The 19,370-nt window shown below is 60.9% G+C and carries 16 protein-coding genes and 3 pseudogenes; 10 read left to right on the forward strand and 9 right to left on the reverse strand.

Going from position 1 to position 19,370, the window contains the following annotated elements; genetic code table 11:
- Positions 1–12: 12 nt before the first annotated feature.
- A pseudogene (locus AAAK34_RS14970) lies at positions 13–968 on the reverse strand (tRNA dihydrouridine synthase).
- Positions 969–1,119: 151 nt separating this feature from the next.
- Here AAAK34_RS14970 and AAAK34_RS14975 point away from each other — a divergent pair.
- From AAAK34_RS14975 to AAAK34_RS15010, 8 genes and pseudogenes are all read left to right on the forward strand, one after another.
- A complete protein-coding gene (locus tag AAAK34_RS14975; RefSeq protein WP_431777448.1) occupies positions 1,120–1,701 on the forward strand; it encodes a FecR family protein in 582 nt (193 codons plus the stop codon).
- A gap of 161 nt (positions 1,702–1,862) precedes the next feature.
- Entirely contained in the window at positions 1,863–2,315 is a 453-nt protein-coding gene (locus tag AAAK34_RS14980; RefSeq protein ID WP_231698668.1) for an OmpA family protein, read from the forward strand.
- A gap of 11 nt (positions 2,316–2,326) precedes the next feature.
- Positions 2,327–3,380: pseudogene (locus tag AAAK34_RS14985) on the forward strand (6-phosphofructokinase).
- A 78-nt stretch (positions 3,381–3,458) separates the two neighbouring features.
- A complete protein-coding gene (locus AAAK34_RS14990) occupies positions 3,459–4,256 on the forward strand; it encodes a c-type cytochrome (protein WP_231698666.1) in 798 nt (265 codons plus the stop codon).
- Positions 4,253–5,557 (forward strand): cytochrome c, encoded by a 1,305-nt coding sequence (locus tag AAAK34_RS14995; RefSeq protein WP_231698665.1) that lies wholly within the window; start codon positions 4,253–4,255, stop codon positions 5,555–5,557. Before AAAK34_RS14990 ends, AAAK34_RS14995 begins: the two co-directional genes overlap by 4 nt.
- Before the next feature lie 236 nt (positions 5,558–5,793).
- Entirely contained in the window at positions 5,794–6,492 is a 699-nt protein-coding gene (locus AAAK34_RS15000; protein ID WP_431777449.1) for an RluA family pseudouridine synthase, read from the forward strand.
- 156 nt (positions 6,493–6,648) lie between these two features.
- On the forward strand, positions 6,649–7,233 hold the full coding sequence (locus AAAK34_RS15005; protein ID WP_431778029.1) for a BPSL1445 family SYLF domain-containing lipoprotein: 585 nt from the start codon (positions 6,649–6,651) through the stop codon (positions 7,231–7,233).
- Positions 7,234–7,436: 203 nt separating this feature from the next.
- The gene (locus AAAK34_RS15010; RefSeq protein ID WP_231698662.1) at positions 7,437–8,216 is read left to right on the forward strand and encodes an SDR family NAD(P)-dependent oxidoreductase; all 780 of its coding nucleotides are present in this window, start codon (positions 7,437–7,439) and stop codon (positions 8,214–8,216) included.
- A 299-nt stretch (positions 8,217–8,515) separates the two neighbouring features.
- On the opposite strand, the gene AAAK34_RS15015 is transcribed toward AAAK34_RS15010, so the two are convergent.
- Complete coding sequence (locus AAAK34_RS15015; protein WP_231698661.1) at positions 8,516–9,076, reverse strand: dTDP-4-dehydrorhamnose 3,5-epimerase family protein; 561 nt, start codon at positions 9,074–9,076, stop codon at positions 8,516–8,518.
- 38 nt (positions 9,077–9,114) lie between these two features.
- Here AAAK34_RS15015 and AAAK34_RS15020 point away from each other — a divergent pair, with 38 nt between their 5' ends.
- Complete coding sequence (locus tag AAAK34_RS15020; RefSeq protein WP_231698660.1) at positions 9,115–9,903, forward strand: glycosyltransferase family A protein; 789 nt, start codon at positions 9,115–9,117, stop codon at positions 9,901–9,903.
- A 375-nt stretch (positions 9,904–10,278) separates the two neighbouring features.
- Here AAAK34_RS15020 and ppk2 read toward each other — a convergent pair whose 3' ends face one another.
- Positions 10,279–11,184: a polyphosphate kinase 2 gene (gene ppk2 / locus AAAK34_RS15025; RefSeq protein ID WP_231694507.1), complete on the reverse strand. Its 906-nt coding sequence runs from the start codon at positions 11,182–11,184 to the stop codon at positions 10,279–10,281.
- Between the two features lie 283 nt (positions 11,185–11,467).
- On the opposite strand from ppk2, the gene bktB reads away from it, so the two are divergent.
- Entirely contained in the window at positions 11,468–12,652 is a 1,185-nt protein-coding gene (gene bktB / locus AAAK34_RS15030) for a beta-ketothiolase BktB (protein WP_231694506.1), read from the forward strand.
- Positions 12,653–12,719: 67 nt separating this feature from the next.
- Here the strand turns inward: bktB and AAAK34_RS15035 are convergent, their stop codons facing one another.
- The 6 genes and pseudogenes from AAAK34_RS15035 to AAAK34_RS15060 all read right to left on the reverse strand — a co-directional run bounded on the left by AAAK34_RS15035 (position 12,720) and on the right by AAAK34_RS15060 (position 19,318).
- A complete protein-coding gene (locus AAAK34_RS15035; RefSeq protein ID WP_231694505.1) occupies positions 12,720–12,920 on the reverse strand; it encodes a YgaP family membrane protein in 201 nt (66 codons plus the stop codon).
- Positions 12,921–12,961: 41 nt separating this feature from the next.
- The gene (locus tag AAAK34_RS15040; RefSeq protein WP_231694504.1) at positions 12,962–14,320 is read right to left on the reverse strand and encodes a TolC family protein; all 1,359 of its coding nucleotides are present in this window, start codon (positions 14,318–14,320) and stop codon (positions 12,962–12,964) included.
- Positions 14,320–14,673, reverse strand: a complete 354-nt coding sequence (locus AAAK34_RS15045) for a carboxymuconolactone decarboxylase family protein (protein WP_231694503.1) — start codon at positions 14,671–14,673, stop codon at positions 14,320–14,322. Before AAAK34_RS15045 ends, AAAK34_RS15040 begins: the two co-directional genes overlap by 1 nt.
- Positions 14,674–14,689: 16 nt before the next feature.
- Positions 14,690–14,899, reverse strand: coding sequence for a YgaP family membrane protein (locus tag AAAK34_RS15050; protein WP_231694502.1), 210 nt, complete (start codon positions 14,897–14,899; stop codon positions 14,690–14,692).
- A 50-nt stretch (positions 14,900–14,949) separates the two neighbouring features.
- Positions 14,950–18,230: pseudogene (locus AAAK34_RS15055) on the reverse strand (efflux RND transporter permease subunit).
- Positions 18,227–19,318 (reverse strand): efflux RND transporter periplasmic adaptor subunit, encoded by a 1,092-nt coding sequence (locus AAAK34_RS15060; protein WP_231694500.1) that lies wholly within the window; start codon positions 19,316–19,318, stop codon positions 18,227–18,229. The pseudogene AAAK34_RS15055 and the gene AAAK34_RS15060 overlap by 4 nt, the downstream one beginning before the upstream one ends.
- Positions 19,319–19,370: the final 52 nt, after the last annotated feature.

Genomic DNA, 19,370 nt, shown 5'->3' on the forward strand with positions numbered 1-19,370 from the left:
TAAACCTGCAACTCAGGATACAGGGTGGACAAAGTCCGCCAACTGTTCGCCCGACAGCCACTCTCCGATGCGCACAGGATCGTTCACAAGGCGAAGTTCATCGAACGCGGTTTGCGCCTCAGGATAGCGGGTACGCAGCGAACCGAGCCATTGTTTGAGCCGGCCTGCTCGGTGACGAGCCTCCACGCGTGCGCTCACCTGGCGCCAAAATTCACCGATCAGCGGAAACAGTTCGGCCCAACTGACCGGATGATCCGTGCCGGCAGCTAGCGCTGACGCCTGAATGCTTCTGGCCAGGCCAGGGTCGCGCACCATGCCTCGGCCGACCATGAGGTCGTCGCAGCCAGTGATCTGGCGGCAGCGCCGGGCGTCTTGCACGCTCCAGATGTCGCCGTTGGCCACCAGCGAGAGGGTCACGGCGGCGCGAATATCCGATATTTGCTCCCAGTAAACAGGAGGGCGGTAACCTTGCACCTTCGTGCGCGCATGCACGACCAGCTCATTGGCGCCGCCATCCTCAACGGCCTGCGCGCACTCAATGGCACGAGTGCCGTCGCGAACGCCCAGGCGGATCTTGGCCGACACGGGCAAATTGGCAGGCACGGCTCGGCGCACGGCTGCCACAATGTCATGTATCAACTCTGGCTCATCCAGCAGCACAGCGCCCCCACGATGGAGGTTCACTGTCTTGGCCGGACAGCCAAAATTGAGATCGATTCCTGCGGGCCGCAATTCGGAGAGCCTGGCGGCATTTTCCGCAAGGCACACGGGGTCCGAACCCAGCAACTGCGGGCGCACAGGCACACCAGCCGGGTGCGGCTGCCATTTAGCAGCTCAGGCACGATGCGTGTAAACACCCTGGGCGGCAAAAGCTGGTCAGTGATACGGATAAATTCCGACACACACCGGTCCACGCCTCCGACACGGGTCAGCACGTCGCGCAGTGTATGGTCGAGGAGCCCCTCCATGGGGGCAAGCAAGATAGCCACGGGAGAAATCCAGAAAATGCGGCCAAACCAGTATTCTCCTTCTTTCCGAGTTACCATTAAAAGTTACTCGAAAAATTCATCGTGCCACGATAGCGTAGTTCAGGAGGCTGTCGGACTCGGAAATTTCATCATGCAGCCTATTGTTCCAGCTTCAGCGGCAGCTTTAGCTTCTGCCCCCTTTAGTCATCGCCGACGCCTCCCGGCGGCCTGCGCGGTGGCGCTGCTGATCATGACTGGTATGCCAGCCATGGCGCAAGATGCAGTTCCTGCGCAGACACAGGTTCAGGCGCCCGGTGTCGCGCGTGATGGTTTTGCGCAATTCACCCCCGGGGACGATCGCCAGGGAACCTTCAAGGCCGTACAGGGTGAGGTGACCGTGGTACGTGCAGATGTGCGCAGCGCCGCAGTGGTGGGAAATGGATTTTCCAGCGCCGACCGGCTGGTCACTGGCGCCAAGAGCGCCACAGCGCTCACCCTACAGGACGGGACGATGCTGTCAATTGGACCGGACAGCACCCTCGACCTGGAACAGTTCGCCTACGACCCCACCACACAGACGGGCAGCATGGCCGTGCGCCTTTTGCGCGGAAGCCTGCGCATGATCACTGGCCTCATTGCCAAGCTGAAGCCCGAGGAGGTCACCGTCAAAACGCCTACGGCAGTTATCGGCGTGCGGGGCACGGACTTCATCGTGGAAGCCAAAGCCCCATGAGAGCTTGTCATTTCTTCTTCAGTTTGCCCCTGCGCCTGCCCCTCCTTCTACTGGCAGCGGCAGCGCTGACAGCTTGCGCCCCTGCAACCCGTGTCACGCTGCTGCCGCAAGCGGACGGCCGTCCGAGTGCAGTCGAAACTAAAACAGCGACAGCAGCCCAAATGATTTCTACCCCGTACGCAGTAGCCAACGTCGGGCAGCGCGGCGGCATTGCCGTTAGCCAGACCAACGAACGTGAAGTGCGACAGCGGCATGCGGAGCTTATGTCAGTTGTGCCTGCACCCTCAGAAAGCTTCACGCTCTATTTTGCGGTTGGCGGCTCCACGCTGACCGCGGAGTCTGAAGCGGCATTGAGGAACATTGTTGCGCAAGCCATGGCACGACCTGGCGGAGAAATCGTGATCATCGGACATACCGACAGGGTCGGGCCCGCAGACGCCAACGATGAACTCTCGCTGCAGCGCGCACGCGCAGTTCGTGAGTTGTTCATCGAACGCGGCTTTCCCGCCTTGCGTGTTCATGCCATTGGCCGTGGGGAGCGCGAGCCCGCCATTCCAACTGCCGATGACATTGATGAGCCGAGGAACAGGCGCGTCGAGATCGTGGTGCGATAGGAAGGTTGAGCATGCGAATTGGTGTACTTACTGGCGGAGGCGATTGCCCAGGACTGAACGCGGTCATCCGCGCGGTCACCAAGTCGCTCCTGCGCTGCTGCCAGGCCGAGGTCATCGGCATAGAAGACGGTTTTGCCGGGCTCATGGAAGGCCGCACCCGCCCTCTGGACTGGGACTCAGTCAGCGGAATTCTGTTCTCCGGGGGTACGATTCTGGGGACGAGTAACCGCGCCAACCCTCTGGCCAATGCCGAGGCCACCAACCAAGCCCTGGCGCAAGCCGAGGGCACTGGGGCTTGATGCCCTGGTTGCCATAGGTGGCAATGGAACCATGACCATTGCGCACGGGCTGGCAGAACGCGGCCTGCGCATTGTGGGTGTGCCCAAGACCATAGACAACGACATTGAAGGCTGCGAGCGCAGCTTTGGCTTCGATACTGCCGTGGCCACAGTCACGCAGGCTCTTGAACATGTGCAAACCACTGGCCAAAGCCATGGCCGGGTGATGATCGTCGAAACCATGGGCCGCTATGCGGGCTGGATTGCCCTGGAAGCCGGCATTGCCGGCGCTGCAGACGCCATTTTGCTGCCCGAGATCGATTTCGACACCGACGCGCTGGTTGCGCTGTGCCGCGAGCGCGAAGCCAAGCCGCGCTACACCGTCATCTGCATCGCAGAGGGCGCCAAGCCGCGCGGTGGCCAACTGACCGTCGAGCGCATCGTGAAAGACAGCCCTGATCCGATCCGGCTGGGGGGCGTGGCGCACGAGCTGCGCGCCTTGCTCGAGCCCCAGATTCAAAGCGAGGTACGCGCCACCGTGCTCGGCCATGTTCAAAGAGGTGGTTCTCCGACTCCTTTTGACCGGGTGCTGGCAACGCAGTTTGGCAACCACGCAGCCCAACTGCTCGAAACAGGCCAGTTCAATCGTATGGTCACCCTCGAGCACGGTAGCATGGGCAGCATCGCGCTGTCCGCCGTGGCTGACCGCACACGCCAAGTGCCGCTTGACCATCCGCTACTGGAAACGGCGCGCGATATCGGGATTTTCCTGGGAAACCAGGGATGACCTGCCACGCAATTAGTTAGTAGCAAAGATTTGCCGAAGTTGATCTCCGGCGGTCTGCAAGTGAAGAGGAATTCTGCAGTGTTTGTATTTCTTCGGCGAATGCGGCTGGCATTGGCCACGGTTGGGTCGTTTGTAGCACTTGGCGCCACGGCTGCGCCCGCATTTGAGGACACTATTGCGCAGCGAACGCTTGCCTGCATTTCCTGCCATGGCGAACAAGGCCGCGCCGGCCCAGACGGTTATTACCCGCGTCTTGCCGGAAAACCAGCAGGTTACCTTTACAACCAGCTCCTCAACTTCCGGGATGGCCGTCGCCACTACGGCTTGATGACCCGCATGGTCGACCTGCTCGACGATGCCTACCTGATGGAGATCGCCCAGCACTTTGCCAACATGAAAGTGCCCTACCCTCCGCCCGCCGCATCCTCTTCCCAGCGGTCGCCGGCCATACTGGAGCGTGGCCGCACGCTGGTCATGCAGGGCGATCCGGCATTGCGCCTGCCGGCCTGCGTACAGTGCCATGGCAGCACGCTCATGGGCGCACAGCCGAATGTTCCGGGACTGATCGGCCTTCCATCAGATTACCTGATGGCTCAACTGGGCGGCTGGAAAACCGGACAGAGGCGCGCGCATGCTCCAGACTGCATGGCCAGCATCGTGCAGAAGCTCTCCGACAGCGACGCCTACGCGGCTGTCACCTGGCTCGCCGGTCAGACCGTGCCCGCCAACGCGCAGCCTGAACCCAGCCTGCCCGCACGCGCCCGTGGCGCCGTGGATCCGAACATGGATCTGACATGTGGCAGCGCACCCGCGCCTCAAGGAAACGCCGGGCTGAGGAACGCCCTGACCGCAGATCACGCAGGAGCGACGCGATGATCGGCATCCTCAAGAAAATTCTGCTGGCCGCGCTGATTCTCGGGGCCATGATTGCCGGCTGGCTTTGGCACATAAACTACAACGACGGTGTGAACGTTTCTGGCCCCGTCGAGCCCGTGGCGGCTGCCGAAGGTCAGGCCGCGCTGCTCGAACGCGGCGCCTACCTGGCGCGCGCCGGAAACTGCATGGCCTGCCACACGGCACGAGGCGGAGAGGCCTGGGCCGGAGGCCGGCCGATTGCCACACCCTTTGGCACGCTTTATTCAAGCAACCTCACGCCTGCCCCCGATGCCGGCCTAGGCCAATGGAATTCGGCAGAATTCTGGCGCGCCCTGCATCATGGCCGCTCACGCGACGGACGCCTTCTGTATCCCGCGTTTCCTTATACGCACACGACGCAGATCGTGCGCGCAGATTCAGATGCGCTCTACGCCTATTTGCAAAGCTTGAAGCCCGTCAGCGAGACCGTGCCAGACCATCAGCTAAGTTGGCCCTATGGCACGCAAGCCGCGTTGGCCGTTTGGCGCGCGCTTTACTTCCAGCCAGGCACCTATCAGGAAGATCCGCAGCGTGGCAAGGAGTGGAATCGTGGTGCCTACCTGGTGCGGGGTCTGGCACATTGTTCAGCCTGCCACACCCCCCGAGACAGCTTGGCCGGAGGCAATTGGCAAGATTTGTCCGGCGGCCTGATGCCGACTCAAGGCTGGTACGCTCCGTCGCTGCAATCACCCCGTGAAGCTGGGCTTGCCGACTGGCCGGTGCAGGACATCGTTCGCCTGCTCCAGACAGGCTACGCTCACAATGCCAGCACCAGCGGACCGATGGCCGAGGTGGTGAGCCAGAGCACCCAATACTTGAGCACCGATGATCTCTCGGCCATGGCGGTCTACCTTAAGTCGCTTCCTCAGGCGGAAGTTGCCCGCCCCGAGACGTCCGCCAATGAACGGCGCAGCTACAACGTCGCAGCCGGTCAGAAAATCTATGAAAACCGCTGCGCGAGCTGCCACGGCAGCGAAGGCCAAGGCGTACCAAACGCCTACCCGCGCTTGTCCGGGAACCGCGCAGTGACTTTGCCACACACGGAAAATCTGATGCAGTCAGTGCTTTACGGAGGCTTTGGCGCCTCCACCGCCGGCCATGCACGCCCGTTTGGCATGCCGCCTTTTGTGCTGGAATTGACCGACCCCGAACTAGCAGCAGTGTTGAGCTACATCCGCAACAGTTGGGGCAACCAGGCGCCAGAAGTGTCCATTCTCGACGTACACACCATGCGCGCAAATTCGCGGAGCACGCTCGACTGATCTTGCCTTCTTAGAGCCTCCCAAGCCCCTTGGAGGCGCCCGGCGCTCTGAGGAGAAACAAAGAGGGTTTGCTTGGAGCGGCTTCAGCCGCGATTGGTTTCCTTCGGAGCACAAGACGCCATTGATGACAGTGACCCTTCGCGGCTGAAGCCGCTCCTACAGAAGCAGGAATGTTGGACGCTGTTTGGGGCTTTCAAAGTTTTGTTTCTCATGAGCATCTTAGGCGGCGCCTTCCTATGACATTGCACTCATCTGTGCCACTTGTTGATGCCCACCTGCCGGAGGGCAGCATTCCCGCGTACGACGGCGAGGTGCACCACGAGGACGCTCACCTCCTTGTCTTGGAGAAACCAGCCGGCCTGCTCGCCGTTCCAGGGCGCGGCGCGGACAAGCTGGACTGTCTGGCCACCCGTGCTCAGCTGCGCTGGGCAGACGCGCTCGTTGTTCATCGCCTGGATCAGGCCACCAGCGGCCTCATGCTGATGGCGCGCGGCATCGAAATGCAGCGACGCCTTTCAGCGTTCTTTGCTGACCGGGAAATTCACAAACGGTACGAGGCCATGGTTCACGGGATTGTCATGCATGCCGACGGGCTGGACAACTGGGGAGAAATCGACCTGCCGCTCATTCTGGACTGGCCACAAAGGCCTCGCAGCAAAGTGGATCACGATGCCGGCAAGCCGAGCCGCACTCGGTGGCAAGTGATGACGCACAACATTCAGCACGACACGACGCGTGTTCAACTTGAACCCGTGACGGGAAGATCGCACCAGTTGCGCGTTCACATGGAAGCTGTAGGGCATCCGATCATCGGAGACACCCTTTACGGACCGAACGATGGCGCGCCGAGGCTCATGCTGCACGCCCGTGAACTTCGTTTGGCGCACCCCGCGAATGGCGGTGAACTTTCCTTCAGGAGCGAAGTGCCGTTCTGAGAGCGCGCTCCCTCACCCCAACCCTCTCCGGAAAGGAGAGGGAGTCAATCGCGCTGTCGAAAAAATTCGTCCAGGTTTTTTAGCGCTAGTCTTACATCTGACGCCATCTGCGAGAACCATAATCAAATTCTCAATCAACGAGGAGAATCATTCATGATTAATCGCACGCCGTTCCGTTCTGCCTGTCTGGCCGCCGCTATCGCTTTGGGAAGTGTCGCCATGGTGGGTTGCACCACCACACCGGCCACGTCTCAGGCCACACCGGGAGCGAGCCGCGCCTCGATGGAATCCCAGGTCGACGCAACTCTATCGCGCTTGTACAACACCGTTCCCGGTTCACGCGACATGGTGCAGCGCTCTGCAGGCGTGCTGGTGTTTCCGGCCGTGGTCGGTGGCAGCTTCGTAGTGGGTGCCGAACATGGCCGGGGCGCGCTGCGCGTAGGTGGTCGTACCGTGGATTACTACAGCACGACAGCCGGTTCACTGGGCTTCCAGGCTGGTGGCCAATCAAAGGCCATCGTCTACGTGTTCAATTCCAGAGACGCCCTGAACAAGTTCCGCAACAGCAACGGCTGGAGTGCTGGTGCCGACGCCACGGTAGCGGTGGGCACGATCGGGGCCAACGGCGCCGTGGACACGCAAACACTGCAGCAGCCAGTTGCCAGCTTCGTGATGACCAACGTGGGCCTGGAAGCTGGTGTGTCTGTGCAGGGCGCGAAGATCACCAAGATTTCTCTCTGATCCGGGGGCGCCATAAGAACCGGCAGCAATTCGCCGGGTGACCGGAGACTTCAAACATCATGGGGCCGGATCAACATGAACGGGCTCTAAGGCTCCCAGGACTCAGGGTTTTGAGGCTCAAGGCGCCCGTTCGTGGCGCCTTTTTCTCGAGCAGGTAATTGGGCGCGGTGACAGCTTCCTGAGAACTCTCTAAGATGGTGTGGATGATCTCATCCCCGACTCCATCGTCTACCCACCTATATATTCTGACGGGCGCCTCGCGCGGAATGGGGCTCGCCATGGCCGAGCAGTTGCTGAAGCCTGACAACGTGCTGCTGTGTATTTCGCGCGGAGTTTCGCCCTCCTTGCAAGCCACTGCGGACGCGGCAGGTGTTCGATTGATCCAGTGGTCGGCCGACTTGACAGACGGTGCTGCAGCCAGCGCCCGGTTGGCTGAGTGGCTGGCAACGCAGGGCTCCGATTCATTCGCCAGCGCCAGCCTGATCAACAACGCGGGTGTCATACCTGCCATTGTTCCGCTTCGCGATGCCAATGCGGCCGAATTGGGTAGCGCACTGCGCGTGGGACTTGAAGCCCCCATGCAGCTCACGGCTGCCTTTCTAGGCGCCACGCGCAAATGGCAGGGTTCTCGTAAGGTGCTGAATATTTCCTCCGGTCTGGGCCGTCGCCCGATGGCATCGCAGGCCGCCTACTGCGCCGCCAAGGCCGGCATGGATCTTTTCACCCGCTGCGTGGCCCTGGAGGAAGCACAGGAAACCAACGGCGCCAAAGTTTGCGCGCTCGCGCCGGGGGTGATCGACACCGACATGCAGCGTCACCTTCGCGGCGCGGATGAGGCGGCATTTCCTGATCGTGGTAACTTTGAAAACCTGATGACCAACGGCCAGCTCAGTTCGCCCCAGGATGCCGCACGCCGCGTGCTAGCGTGGCTGCATCGCCCGGATTTTGGTGCGGAACCAATGGCCGACGTCCGGGATGCTTAAGAGGTTGTCGCAAAAGTGGTTTGTGCAGGAGTGGCAATTGACTCCCTCTCCTTTCGGGAGAGGGTTGGGGTGAGGGAGCGCGCTTGCGCGCTGTCCACCTTTTCAAAGCGCGGAGTGTTTCTGTTCACCGTGTAGGCCACAAAACAATGCCAGTCTCAAATCATGCGCCGCTGCCCTCACCCTAACCCTCTCCCCGAAGGGGAGAGGGGAGAAGAACAAGGTCGTTTTGCGACACCGGCTGAAGCCGCTCCAAAGTCAGGAACGATGGAGGCCGTTTTGGGCTTTCAAAGTTTTGTTTCTCATGGGCGAAGCGCGATCAGCCGGGGGTGCCCAGGAAACAGCTCCTCCAGTGTGGGCTGACTGCGGTCAGTCTCTGACAGAACCGGGTTCAGGTCGGGCCATGACACGTTAAGGTGCGGATCATTCCAAGCGACGCCGCCACGTCCGGAAGGCTCGAATTCCTCGGATACGTCGTTCAGGTAGTCGGTCTCCACGTGACAGTAGAACGCGTTGGCCAAGCCACGGTGAATGAACAATCTCTCCATCCTTCCAGGACTGTCGCCCAGCAGGAAGCTCTCGGTACGGCCGAAGGTGAGACTCTGGGGACGCACATCGGCCACCACACAAGTCGCCAATCCGCGCGGCACGTAAATGAGCTTGTCCCAGGGTTCAATATGAAAGCCGCGCAGCACACCTGCCTGCGAACGCGAGTGGTTGCCTTGACGCAAGCGGGGTTCTCGGCCGAGCGCCTGGGTCAGCTCGCTGTGCTGATAGGTGTGCTTAAAGAAGCCACGATCATCGTACAACCTGTCCCAGCTCACGACCAGCAGGCCTTCGATATCAGAGGTTTGAACGGGCATTGAAACGAGTGGATGACCCAAGCATTAAGATACATTTTATGACACCAATCCGGGCCACCGTCGTGCTTCCTACCTTCGACCACGGTCCGCTGATCAGCTTGGCAGTGGACAGCGCGCTGGCTCAGAGTGTGCCGGTCGAGGTGTTCATCATAGGAGATGGTGTACCGGATTCTCACAAGCCGCTGCTTCACGAAATGGCAGAACGAGATCCGCGGGTGCGCTTCTTCGATCACCCTAAGAGTTCTGGCCGCGGTGAACGCTACAGACATGAGGCCCTGGAACACGCGCGCGGCGAGATCGTGTGCTACCTGTGCGACCGCGACCTCTGGCTCCCTGAACATGTCGCCCAGATGCTCGCTCTGCTACAGATGGCCGACTTCGCACACTCCCTGCCCTTGCACGTGAATCCGAAGCAGGTGTCTTTCTTTTCAGTGGATCTGGCGTACCGGGCGTTTCGAGCTCAGGTGCGCTGGCGCGGCAACCGCATACCGCTTTCCTGCGCAGGACATAGCTTGAGCTTCTACCGGCGCCTGGCCGAGGGCTGGAGCGACACTCCGCGCGGAGTGCCGACTGATTGGCACATGTTCCGCAAGTTCTTGAGCCATCCTGAATGCCGCTGCGCCAGTGGCACGCTGCCCACGGCCATCACTTTTCCCAGTCCGCCGCGCAAGGACTGGGCGCCCGAAGTCCGGCTAGCCGAGCTTCAGACCTGGCAAGCCCGGATCATTGACCCCGCGCAGCGCCAAATGCTGCTGTTGCACCTGCTGCAGATGGCCATCAAGCAGCGTGACCACGAACTGGCTCGCTTGCTGGAACGTTCAACTTAAGAGGTATTGTCTGTAGGAGCGGCTTCAGAGGGCGTCGCAAAACGTCTCCTTCCCCCACTGGGGGCGCCCGGCGTAGGGGAAGGTTGGGATGGGGGCACGCACGGCACCAAAACAAGGCAGTGACTACGAAATGCTCCGAGAGCCCCCACCCTGACCTCCCCTCAGCCGGGCGCCCCCAGCGGGGAGGGGCCATTCAGGGAATCGTTCAGAGAAGCACTTTTGCGACACCCTCTTCAGCCGCGATTGGTTTCCTTCGGAGCACAAGACGCCATTGATGACGGTGACCCTTCGCGGCTGAAGCCGCTCCTACAAAGACAGGGGCGATGGAGGCCGTTTTGGGTTTTCAAAGTCTTTTCTCACGAGCTTGCTCACTTACTAATAAATCTGCGGAACAATCATATGTTCGGGCACCGGGTGCCGAACATAGTCCTCATGGCGCTCACGCGGGGGCAAAGTGATCGTGGGGCGCTCGATTTCCTTGTAGCTCACCTTGCTGAGCAGGTGCGCTATGCAATTGAGCCGCGCTTTTTTCTTGTCATCGGCAGGCACCACCCACCACGGGGCCTCGGGAATGTGGGTGCGCTCGAGCATCACTTCCTTGGCCTGTGTGTAAGCTTCCCATTCGCGCCTGCTTTCGAGGTCCATAGGACTGAGTTTCCACTGCTTGAGCGGGTCATGAATGCGGCTCAAAAAACGCAACTCCTGCTGCTCGTCAGAAATGGAGAACCAATACTTGATGAGCTGTATACCGGAGCGCGCGAGCATGCGCTCAAATTCAGGGACTGACCGGAAAAACTCTTCATACTCGTCTTCCGTGCAAAAACCCATGACGCGCTCGACCCCAGCGCGGTTGTACCAACTGCGATCGAACAGCACGATTTCGCCGGCAGCCGGCAAGTGCGATGCATAACGCTGAAAGTACCACTGCGTCCGCTCGCGGTTGTTGGGAGCGGGCAGCGCGGCCACCCGCACGACACGCGGGTTCAGGCGCTGCGTTATGCGCTTGATTACTCCACCCTTGCCAGCGGAGTCGCGCCCTTCAAAGATGATGACCATCTTGTGACCCGAACTCACCACCCAGTCCTGGAGCTTGACCAGCTCAGCCTGCAAGTTGAACAGCGCGCGAAAATAATGCCGCCGGCTGTCCTTGTACTCGTCTGACTCGACCAGCATGCCGGCCAGCACGTCGACATTGCGGTCTTCCAGCTCCATTTCCAGCTCTTCGTCGTAGCCGTCTATCAGGTCTCGCCGCAAACGCAGCATCAATTCTTCTTCGCTCAAGGCACACCTCCGAAAAAACAGGCCCGCGTGGAGATCGCGCACGCGCCAATAGATTACCCTTTATTTATGTCACCTTGATGACTGTCACATACAAGCTAACTCTGGAACACGCGATGAATGGGCCACACGGTCGCGCAGGGGTGTCTATACTGATATGTTGCTCCGACTGGGCATCATCGCTAGCTTTTTTGTTCTCGATTTGACCTGCAAGGGCTCCCATGCCTCGCAGGGGCTATAAATCCCGTTTTCAACCTGCCTGTTTCCATAAATCAAGGAGATCTCCATGACACGTGAAGTCGTTATCGTCAGCGGTGTGCGCACCGCCATTGGCACTTTCGGCGGCGGCCTGAAAGACATTCCCACGGTAGATTTGGGCGCCACCGTTGTCAAGAACGCACTGGAGCGCGCGCAGGTCGAAGGCAAGGACGTCGGGCACGTCGTTTTCGGCCATGTCGTGAATACCGAGCCCCGGGACATGTACCTTTCGCGTATGGCGGCCATCAATGGCGGCTGCCCCAAAGAAACGCCAGCCATGAACGTCAACCGCCTCTGCGGCTCTGGATTGCAGGCCATTATCTCGGCCAGCCAGGGCATTCTCCTGGGCGACTACGACGTGGCTATCGGTGGTGGAGCCGAGAACATGAGCCGCGCACCGTACATCAGCCTGACGAACCGCTTTGGCGCCCGCATGGGTGATTCCAAGCTGATCGACATGATGGTGGGCGCGCTACACGACCCCTTCCACACCATTCACATGGGCGTGACGGCGGAGAACGTGGCGGTCGAGCACAGCATCAGCCGTGAAGAGCAGGATGCTTTGGCACTGGAGAGCCATCGGCGCGCTGAGCAAGCTTGGGCAGAGGGCCGATTTGCCGGCCAAATCGTGCCCATCATGCTCAAATCCCGAAAAGGCGATGTGGCCTTCGACAAGGATGAACATTTCCGCCCCGGTGCCAAGCTGGAAGATTTCCAGAAAATGAAGCCCGTGTTCCTGAAGGAAAACGGCACCGTGACCGCCGCCAACGCCAGCGGCATCAATGATGCTGCAGCGGCCGTGGTGCTGATGGAAGCCGGCGCGGCCAAGGCCCGTGGCGCCAAGCCCCTGGCCCGATTGGTCGGCTACGCACATGCGGGTGTCGACCCCAAGACCATGGGCATCGGACCTGTGCCGGCCACCCAGATGCTGCTGAAGAAACTGGGCATGAAGATTGACCAGATGGATGTGATCGAGGCCAACGAGGCCTTCGCAGCCCAAGCTTGCGCTGTGACCAAGGGTCTGGGGGCCGACCCGGCCAAAGTCAACCCCAACGGCTCGGGCATCTCGCTGGGTCACCCGATTGGGGCCACCGGTGCGCTGATCACCGTAAAGGCCATTCACGAACTACAGCGCATTCAGGGCAAGTACGCCTTGGTCACCATGTGCATTGGCGGTGGCCAAGGCATCGCCGCGGTCTTCGAGCGCATGTAACCCTAGGAGCCTGCCGGACTTGGAAATCGCCGGCAGCAAAAAATGGGGGCACCATGGCCCCCATTTTTCATGCCTTGGGCTTGTTGAGCGGGCAGGTGTTCATGCCCAACAAACTATAGGCTGGGCAGACGCGAAACAGACCAGTCGCCAGTGGAACCACGCCAATCCACCCCCACCAGCCGACCGTGCCGGTTGCGGCCAAGGCAATCAACACAAGACCGACAACAATACGAAGAATCCGGTCGATACCGCCAACGTTGATTTTCATGGGAACATCCCTTTCCTGGTTGAAAAACTCAATCCGGCACGTCATGGTGCACTTCCGCTGGTCTGCGCCAGCAACGCTTCATCAAGCTCGTCAGCCAGCGCCGCCAGGCGCAAGCGATTCATGACCTGAGCACTACGCGCCTCGGCCAACCTCAGCGAGGCCGATGCATACTCGTTTTCGGCATTCAGCACATCCAGCGTGGTTCGATCTCCAACCGACTGGCCAACACGGGTGGCATCCAGGCGCGCATGACTGGCCTTCAATGCCTGCTCCAGCGCGGCTACCCGAGATTTTCCAGCCTGCAATCCCAACCAGGCAGCACGCACCTGAGCAGCCACCTGCTCGCGCGCGGCATCTTGCTGAGCCTGGGCTTTCTCCAGCAAATGTAGCGCTTCCTTTTCCTGGGCGCCACGCATGCCCCCGGTATAAAGCGGTATGACCACTTGCACGCCGACCATGGCATTGGTGGCGCGGTTGCTGGCGCGGCCAAAGTCGCCGCTGCCGACAAGCACATCATGCCCAGCCTGAGCCACCAGATTCACGCTCGTGCCGGCCAGTCCCTGGTGCTGGCGCAGTGCTTGGCGAGCCAATTCAACAGCATGTGATGCCAAGCGCAACTGCGGGTTTCTGGTCTCGGCGGCCTGCAGCCAGAACTCGATCGGCTGCAGCGCGGCATCGGCGCGGAGCACGGGTAGCCGCGCTGTCGGCTGCGGCAGCGCCGTACTGTCGGCCAACGCCTGACGCTTGACCGCTGCCTCCAGCTCGGCAGCGGCCAGTTGCGCCTGAAGTCCGGCGAGGGCGGCATCGGCCTCGTGCGTGTCAGTTACCGGCAAGTCACCCAGTTTGAAGCGATCATGCGCCTCCTGCGCTGCGCGCGCCACAGCATCTTGCTGGCTTCGGGTCACGCGCACCCGTTCTCCCGCGACCGCCAAGGCGATGTAGCGCTCTGCCGTGCGCAGCATCGCTTCCTGCTGGGCAGCGTGCCAGGCCACCACGCCCATGTCGGCGGCAAGGTTGAGCTTTTCCCGGTTGGTTTCAAGCGAACGATCAAACAGAGGCTGCTGCGCCGTGATCGCCAGGCGTGCTGATGCGCCGCCATTGATCGATGTGGCAAAGTCAACACCGCTGGATGTGCCCATTCCTGGCGCGGTGAACTGCGCGCCATTCATTTGAGTCTGGCTGCTGGCCACACCTGCACCGCCGCTGAGCGACACTAAAGGGCGCCACAGCGCCGATGCCTGCTCACGCTTGGTTTGTGCGGCGGCATGCTCGGCACGCGCCACCGCCAGAACACGGTCATGCGCTTGTGCGGCCTGCCAGGCGTCAAGAAGGCTCGTGGCGCTAGCGGGGGCGCACACCAGAGCCGCCAGGGCCAGCAATGTGAGGCTGCTGCGAGACATCAGGCTGCCTTCTCTCCGCCAAATTCTTCGTAGGCTGCCAGTGCCGCCGCAGCGTACATGAGGCTGGGACCTCCTCCCATGTACACGCACATGCCCAGCATTTCCTCGACTTCTGCACGCGTAGCGCCGTGCTTGACCAGTGCCTTGGCGTGGTAGCCCAGGCAGGGATCGCAGCGCGCGGCCACCGAGAGCGCCATGGCGATGAGTTCCTTGGTCTTTTCGTCTAGCGCACCGGCCTTAACTGCGGCAGCCGCCATGGCGTTGAATCCTTGCAGCACGTCAGGGATACCCTTGCGCAGCTTGGAGATGTTGCCGGAGGTGTCTGCAATGATGTCTTTGTAGCTCTTGCTCACGTTTCAAACTCCTCGCTCAGTTTCCAGCACGTGCGCCGAGCTTGCGCATGATGGTCTCCATCAGGCACCATTTGGTGAAGCCGCTTTGCAGCAGATTGGCGCCGACGAATGCTGTGAACCACAGCCAGTTGGCTGAGTGAAAAATGGGGCTGCCAGGCACGCCCAGAGCCAGCGAGAGCAGAATGAAAGTGCCGCCGACAATGCGAACGAGTTGCCAGGATGTCATGGTTTGCTCCTAAAGAAAGTGATACACGTTAAGGTTGATGAGGTGAAAGCTCACCCCTGCTGGGTCTGCGCGGTTTGCGCGGTTCCAGCGAGTGGACGCGAGCGGTATGCCGCGTAGTACAGAACCGGAATGACCACCAGAGTCAGCACGGTGGAAACAAGAATGCCGAAGATCAGGGCGATTGCCAAGCCGTTGAAGATCGGATCATCGAGAATGAAAAGGGCACCAATCATGGCGGCCAAAGCAGTGAGGCCAATGGGCTGCGCGCGAGTAGTGGCCGATTGCACAATGGCTCTATGCAGCGGCTCACCGGCATTCACCTGAAGATGGATGAAGTCGACCAGCAAAATCGAGTTGCGCACGATGATTCCGGCCAGCGCGATCATGCCGATCATGCTGGTGGCCGTGAACTGCGCTCCGAGTAACGCATGCCCCGGAATGACACCGATCACAGTAAGCGGAATGGGCGCCATGATGATGAGCGGCGTCAGGTAAGAACCGAATTGGGCGACCACCAGCAGGTAGATGAGGATCAGCCCGACGGCATAGGCGGCCCCCATGTCGCGGAAAGTTTCGTACGTGATTTGCCACTCTCCGTCCCATTTGAGGGCGTAGCTGCGATACGGGTCGGAGGGTTGGCTGATGAAGTACTCGCTCAACTTCCCACCATCGGGCATTTTCAGCTCGGCCAATTCGCCGCGCATCTTGAACATGCCGTAAAGAGGGCTGTCCAGATCTCCGGCTTTGGTGCCGGCCATATCGCCCATGACGAAAGTCACGGGCAACAGATCTTTGTGATAGATCGGCTGTTCACGGACGGTGTCACTTACTTTCACCAACTCACCTATCGGCACCAGCGCTCCGCTGGATGAGCGCACGTTCAATTGCAAGAGAGCATCCAGACTGCCATGCGCCTCGGCAGGTAACTGGATCATCGCGGGCACGGCGTAACGACTCTGGTCGTGCAGCCATGCTGCCGCCTCCCCGGAAAGACCCATACGTAGCGTGCCAGCAATGGCCGCCTGGGTCACGCCCAACTGGGCAGCCTTGGGGCGATCAACCAGCAGCAGAATTTTTGGTGCCGAGACAATAGTTGTGTCGTCCACATCTACCACGCCTGGCGTGCGCTCAAATACCGCTCGTACTGCCTTGGCGGCTTCGTGACGGCCTTGCTCTTCAGGGCCATAGATTTCAGCCACGATGGGCGAAAGTACTGGAGGACCAGGGGAACTTCAACCACTTTCACATTGGCCCCGTGCCGCTTGCCAATCGCAACCAGCTCCGGGCGGACACGCATGGCGATCACGTGGCTTTGATCATCGCGGTGTGCCTTGTCGACCAGGTTGACCTGAATGTCACCCATATCGCCGCCAGCACGCATGTCGTACTGCCGCACCAGACCGTTGAAGTTGATCGGCGAGGCGGTGCCCGCATAAGCCTGGTAGTTGACGACTTCTGGCACCGTGGCCAGGTAAGCACCCAACTCACCCATGACGGCCGCAGTTTTTTCTACCGGCGTGCCGGCAGGCATATCTACCACGACCTGAAACTCCGACTTGTTGTCAAATGGCAGCATCTTCAGCACCACTAGGCCGGCCACTGGCAGGAGCACAGACCCGGCGATGAGCAAGCCGATCACGCCGCCCATCAACCAACGGTTACGCCTTCCGCGCTGCTCGTCCAGGAACGGGCGGAAGATGCGCTCAAACATGGGGCCAAGACGAGCCGCCATACCATGCCCTGCCGCCTTGCCGGAATCGTGCTGGCCAATCGCCTTCATCCACAGCCGCGCCAGCCAAGGCGTGACGATGAAGGCAATGGCGAGCGACAGCAGCATGCCCATGCTGGCGTTGATCGGAATCGGGCTCATGTACGGGCCCATCAAACCGCTGACGAACGCCATGGGCAGCAACGCAGCGATCACCGTCAAAGTGGCCAAAATGGTGGGACCACCCACTTCATCCACCGCGCCGGGAATCAACTGGGCCAGTGTCTTGTCTGGGTACAGCGCTTGGTGCCGATGAATGTTTTCGACAACCACGATGGCGTCGTCCACCAAGATGCCGATCGAGAAGATCAAGGCAAAAAGCGACACCCGGTTCAGCGTGAAGCCCCAGGCCCAAGACGCGAACAGGGTCACCGTAAGCGTGAGCACCACAGCCACTCCGACGATGGCTGCCTCGCGACGGCCGAGAGCAAAGAACACCAGCGCTACCACGGCAAAGGTGGCAAAAAGAAGCTTCTGAATGAGTGTGACCGCCTTGTCGTTGGCGGTCTCGCCATAGTTGCGTGTTTCCGTCACCTGTACGTCTGCAGGAATCACGGTGTTGCGCAACTCCGCCACGCGTGCCGCCACTGCGTTGGTCACATCAATGGCGTTGGCGCCAGGTTTCTTGGTCACGGCCAGTGTGACAGCGGGGTGCTCACTCAGGCGGCTCTGGCCGTCTTGACGGTCAATTTCACCAAACCGCACATAACGCGTAGGCGGCGGCGCGCCGTCGCGAACCGAAGCCACGTCCCGCAAGTAAACAGGACGCCCATTGCGGCTGGCGAGCACCAGTTCCGCCACGTCGGTAGCGTTTTCAAGGAATGGGCCTGTCTCCACCGCGACCGCCTGATTGTTAGACAGCACCTCACCCACCGGTAATCCCATGTTGGCCGACTGAAGCGCGCCACGCACTTCCTGCAAAGTCAGGCCGGAAGCCGCCAAACGAGCCGGATCGACTTCCACCATGACCGCACGCCCGGGGCCGCCAATCGTTTTCACCTCACGTGTACCCGGCACGCGCTTGATTTCCGACTCTATGCTGTGCGCCACCCGCTCGAGATCGAACGCCCCCGCATCCGAGCGAGTGCTATGAAGGGTAAGGGCCACTATGGGCACATCGTCCACGCCCTTTGGCTTGATGATGGGTGACAACACCCCTAGGCCCGAAGGGAGCCAGTCTGCATTGGCGCCCACGGCGTCATACAACCGGACCACTGCTTCCTGGCGCGGCACGCCCACCTTGAACTGCACCGTCAAGACGGCCACGCCCGGCCTGGAGACACTCATCACATGCTCCACGCCGCTCATTTGCGAGAGCACCTGCTCAGCGGGCGAAGCGATCATGGACTCCACATCCTTCGCGCTGGCGCCTGGCCATGGAATGATGACGTTGGCCATGGTCACGTCGATCTGCGGCTCTTCCTCGCGCGGGGTCACCAGAACGGCGAAAACACCGAGCAAAAAAGCCACAAGTGCCAGCAGTGGCGTAATCTGGGCCGACTGGAAGTAGGCCGCAATGCGGCCGGAAACACCCAGACGGGGAGTCTGCGCTGGCACGCTCATCGTGCGCCTCCGGCAGCCTGACTCATCACGGCGGGATCGGTCACGACGCGCTCGCCTGCCGACAATCCGCTGAGCACTTCCACCTGATCACCTTGCACAGGACCTAGCCGAACCTGGCGCAGCAGCGGCTCCCCTTGCTCATTCAGTACGTACAGACCGCGCAACTCGGCACGCCGCACAATGGCAGTCTGGGGAACCAGCAGTCGTTCAGACTTACCCGCGCCCTTCAGCCAAAGGCGCGCGTACTGCCCAGGCACCACGCCCGCAAGGCCGGCTGGCAGATCAGCGCGTACCTGCCGAGTGTGAGAGGCTGCGTCCACCGTCGGCAGCACCTGCACGCGCGCGGGCGTGACCAGCCCTGCAGCCGAACCCAACTCGATACGGGCGCCCTGCACATCCTGTTCATGGCCAGCCAGCACCGTCACGGGCACCGCCGCCGTCACGCGCAAGGCCTGCGGGTCGTACACCGTGATCAGGGGCCGGCCCGGCATGGCCATGTCGCCCCGCTCGATGCTGACGGCCGCGACGACGCCATCAAAAGGTGCCTTCACCACGTGAAAGCCGGTCTGGGTGCGCGCCGCCCCTGCCTGAGCGGACTGGGCATTCAGCTGCGCCTGAGCCGCGCGGTAGTTGGCCTCAGCTTGCTCCAGCGCAGCCTTGGCAATGTAATTCTTGGCGTAGAGCTGGCGCTTACGATTCAGCTCCTGCTCGGCCACCTCTAGCGAAGCACGGTTTGCAGCGACTTGCGCCGTGCTGGCAGCGGCAGTTTGCTCTGCAGCCCGGGCATCTATGCGCAACAGCACCTGACCCGAGCGAACACGATCACCCACTGTCACATTCAACTGCTCCACGACACCCGCCACCTGAGCGGCGATCACAGCTTGGCGCACCGCCTCGACCGATCCTTCATGAGCCTGTGCAGCTGAGCCGCTCATGACCTGAATGGTGATATGGGGAATATCCGCCGCATGTGCCGGGCCCATGCAGGCGAGCGCCGTCACCAAGCCTGCCGCCCATGCCGCAACTTGCCCAAACCGCTTTGCGCGGGACTTGCCAAGTGTCTTGAAGAGTTGAGTTTGTTCCAACATATTTTTATTATTTGCGCAATCAAGCAAATAGTCAATAGAGCAATTAAGCAAA

The sequence above is a fragment of the Ottowia caeni genome (assembly GCF_050821495.1).
GTDB classification, from domain to species: Bacteria; Pseudomonadota; Gammaproteobacteria; order Burkholderiales; family Burkholderiaceae_C; genus Ottowia; species Ottowia caeni.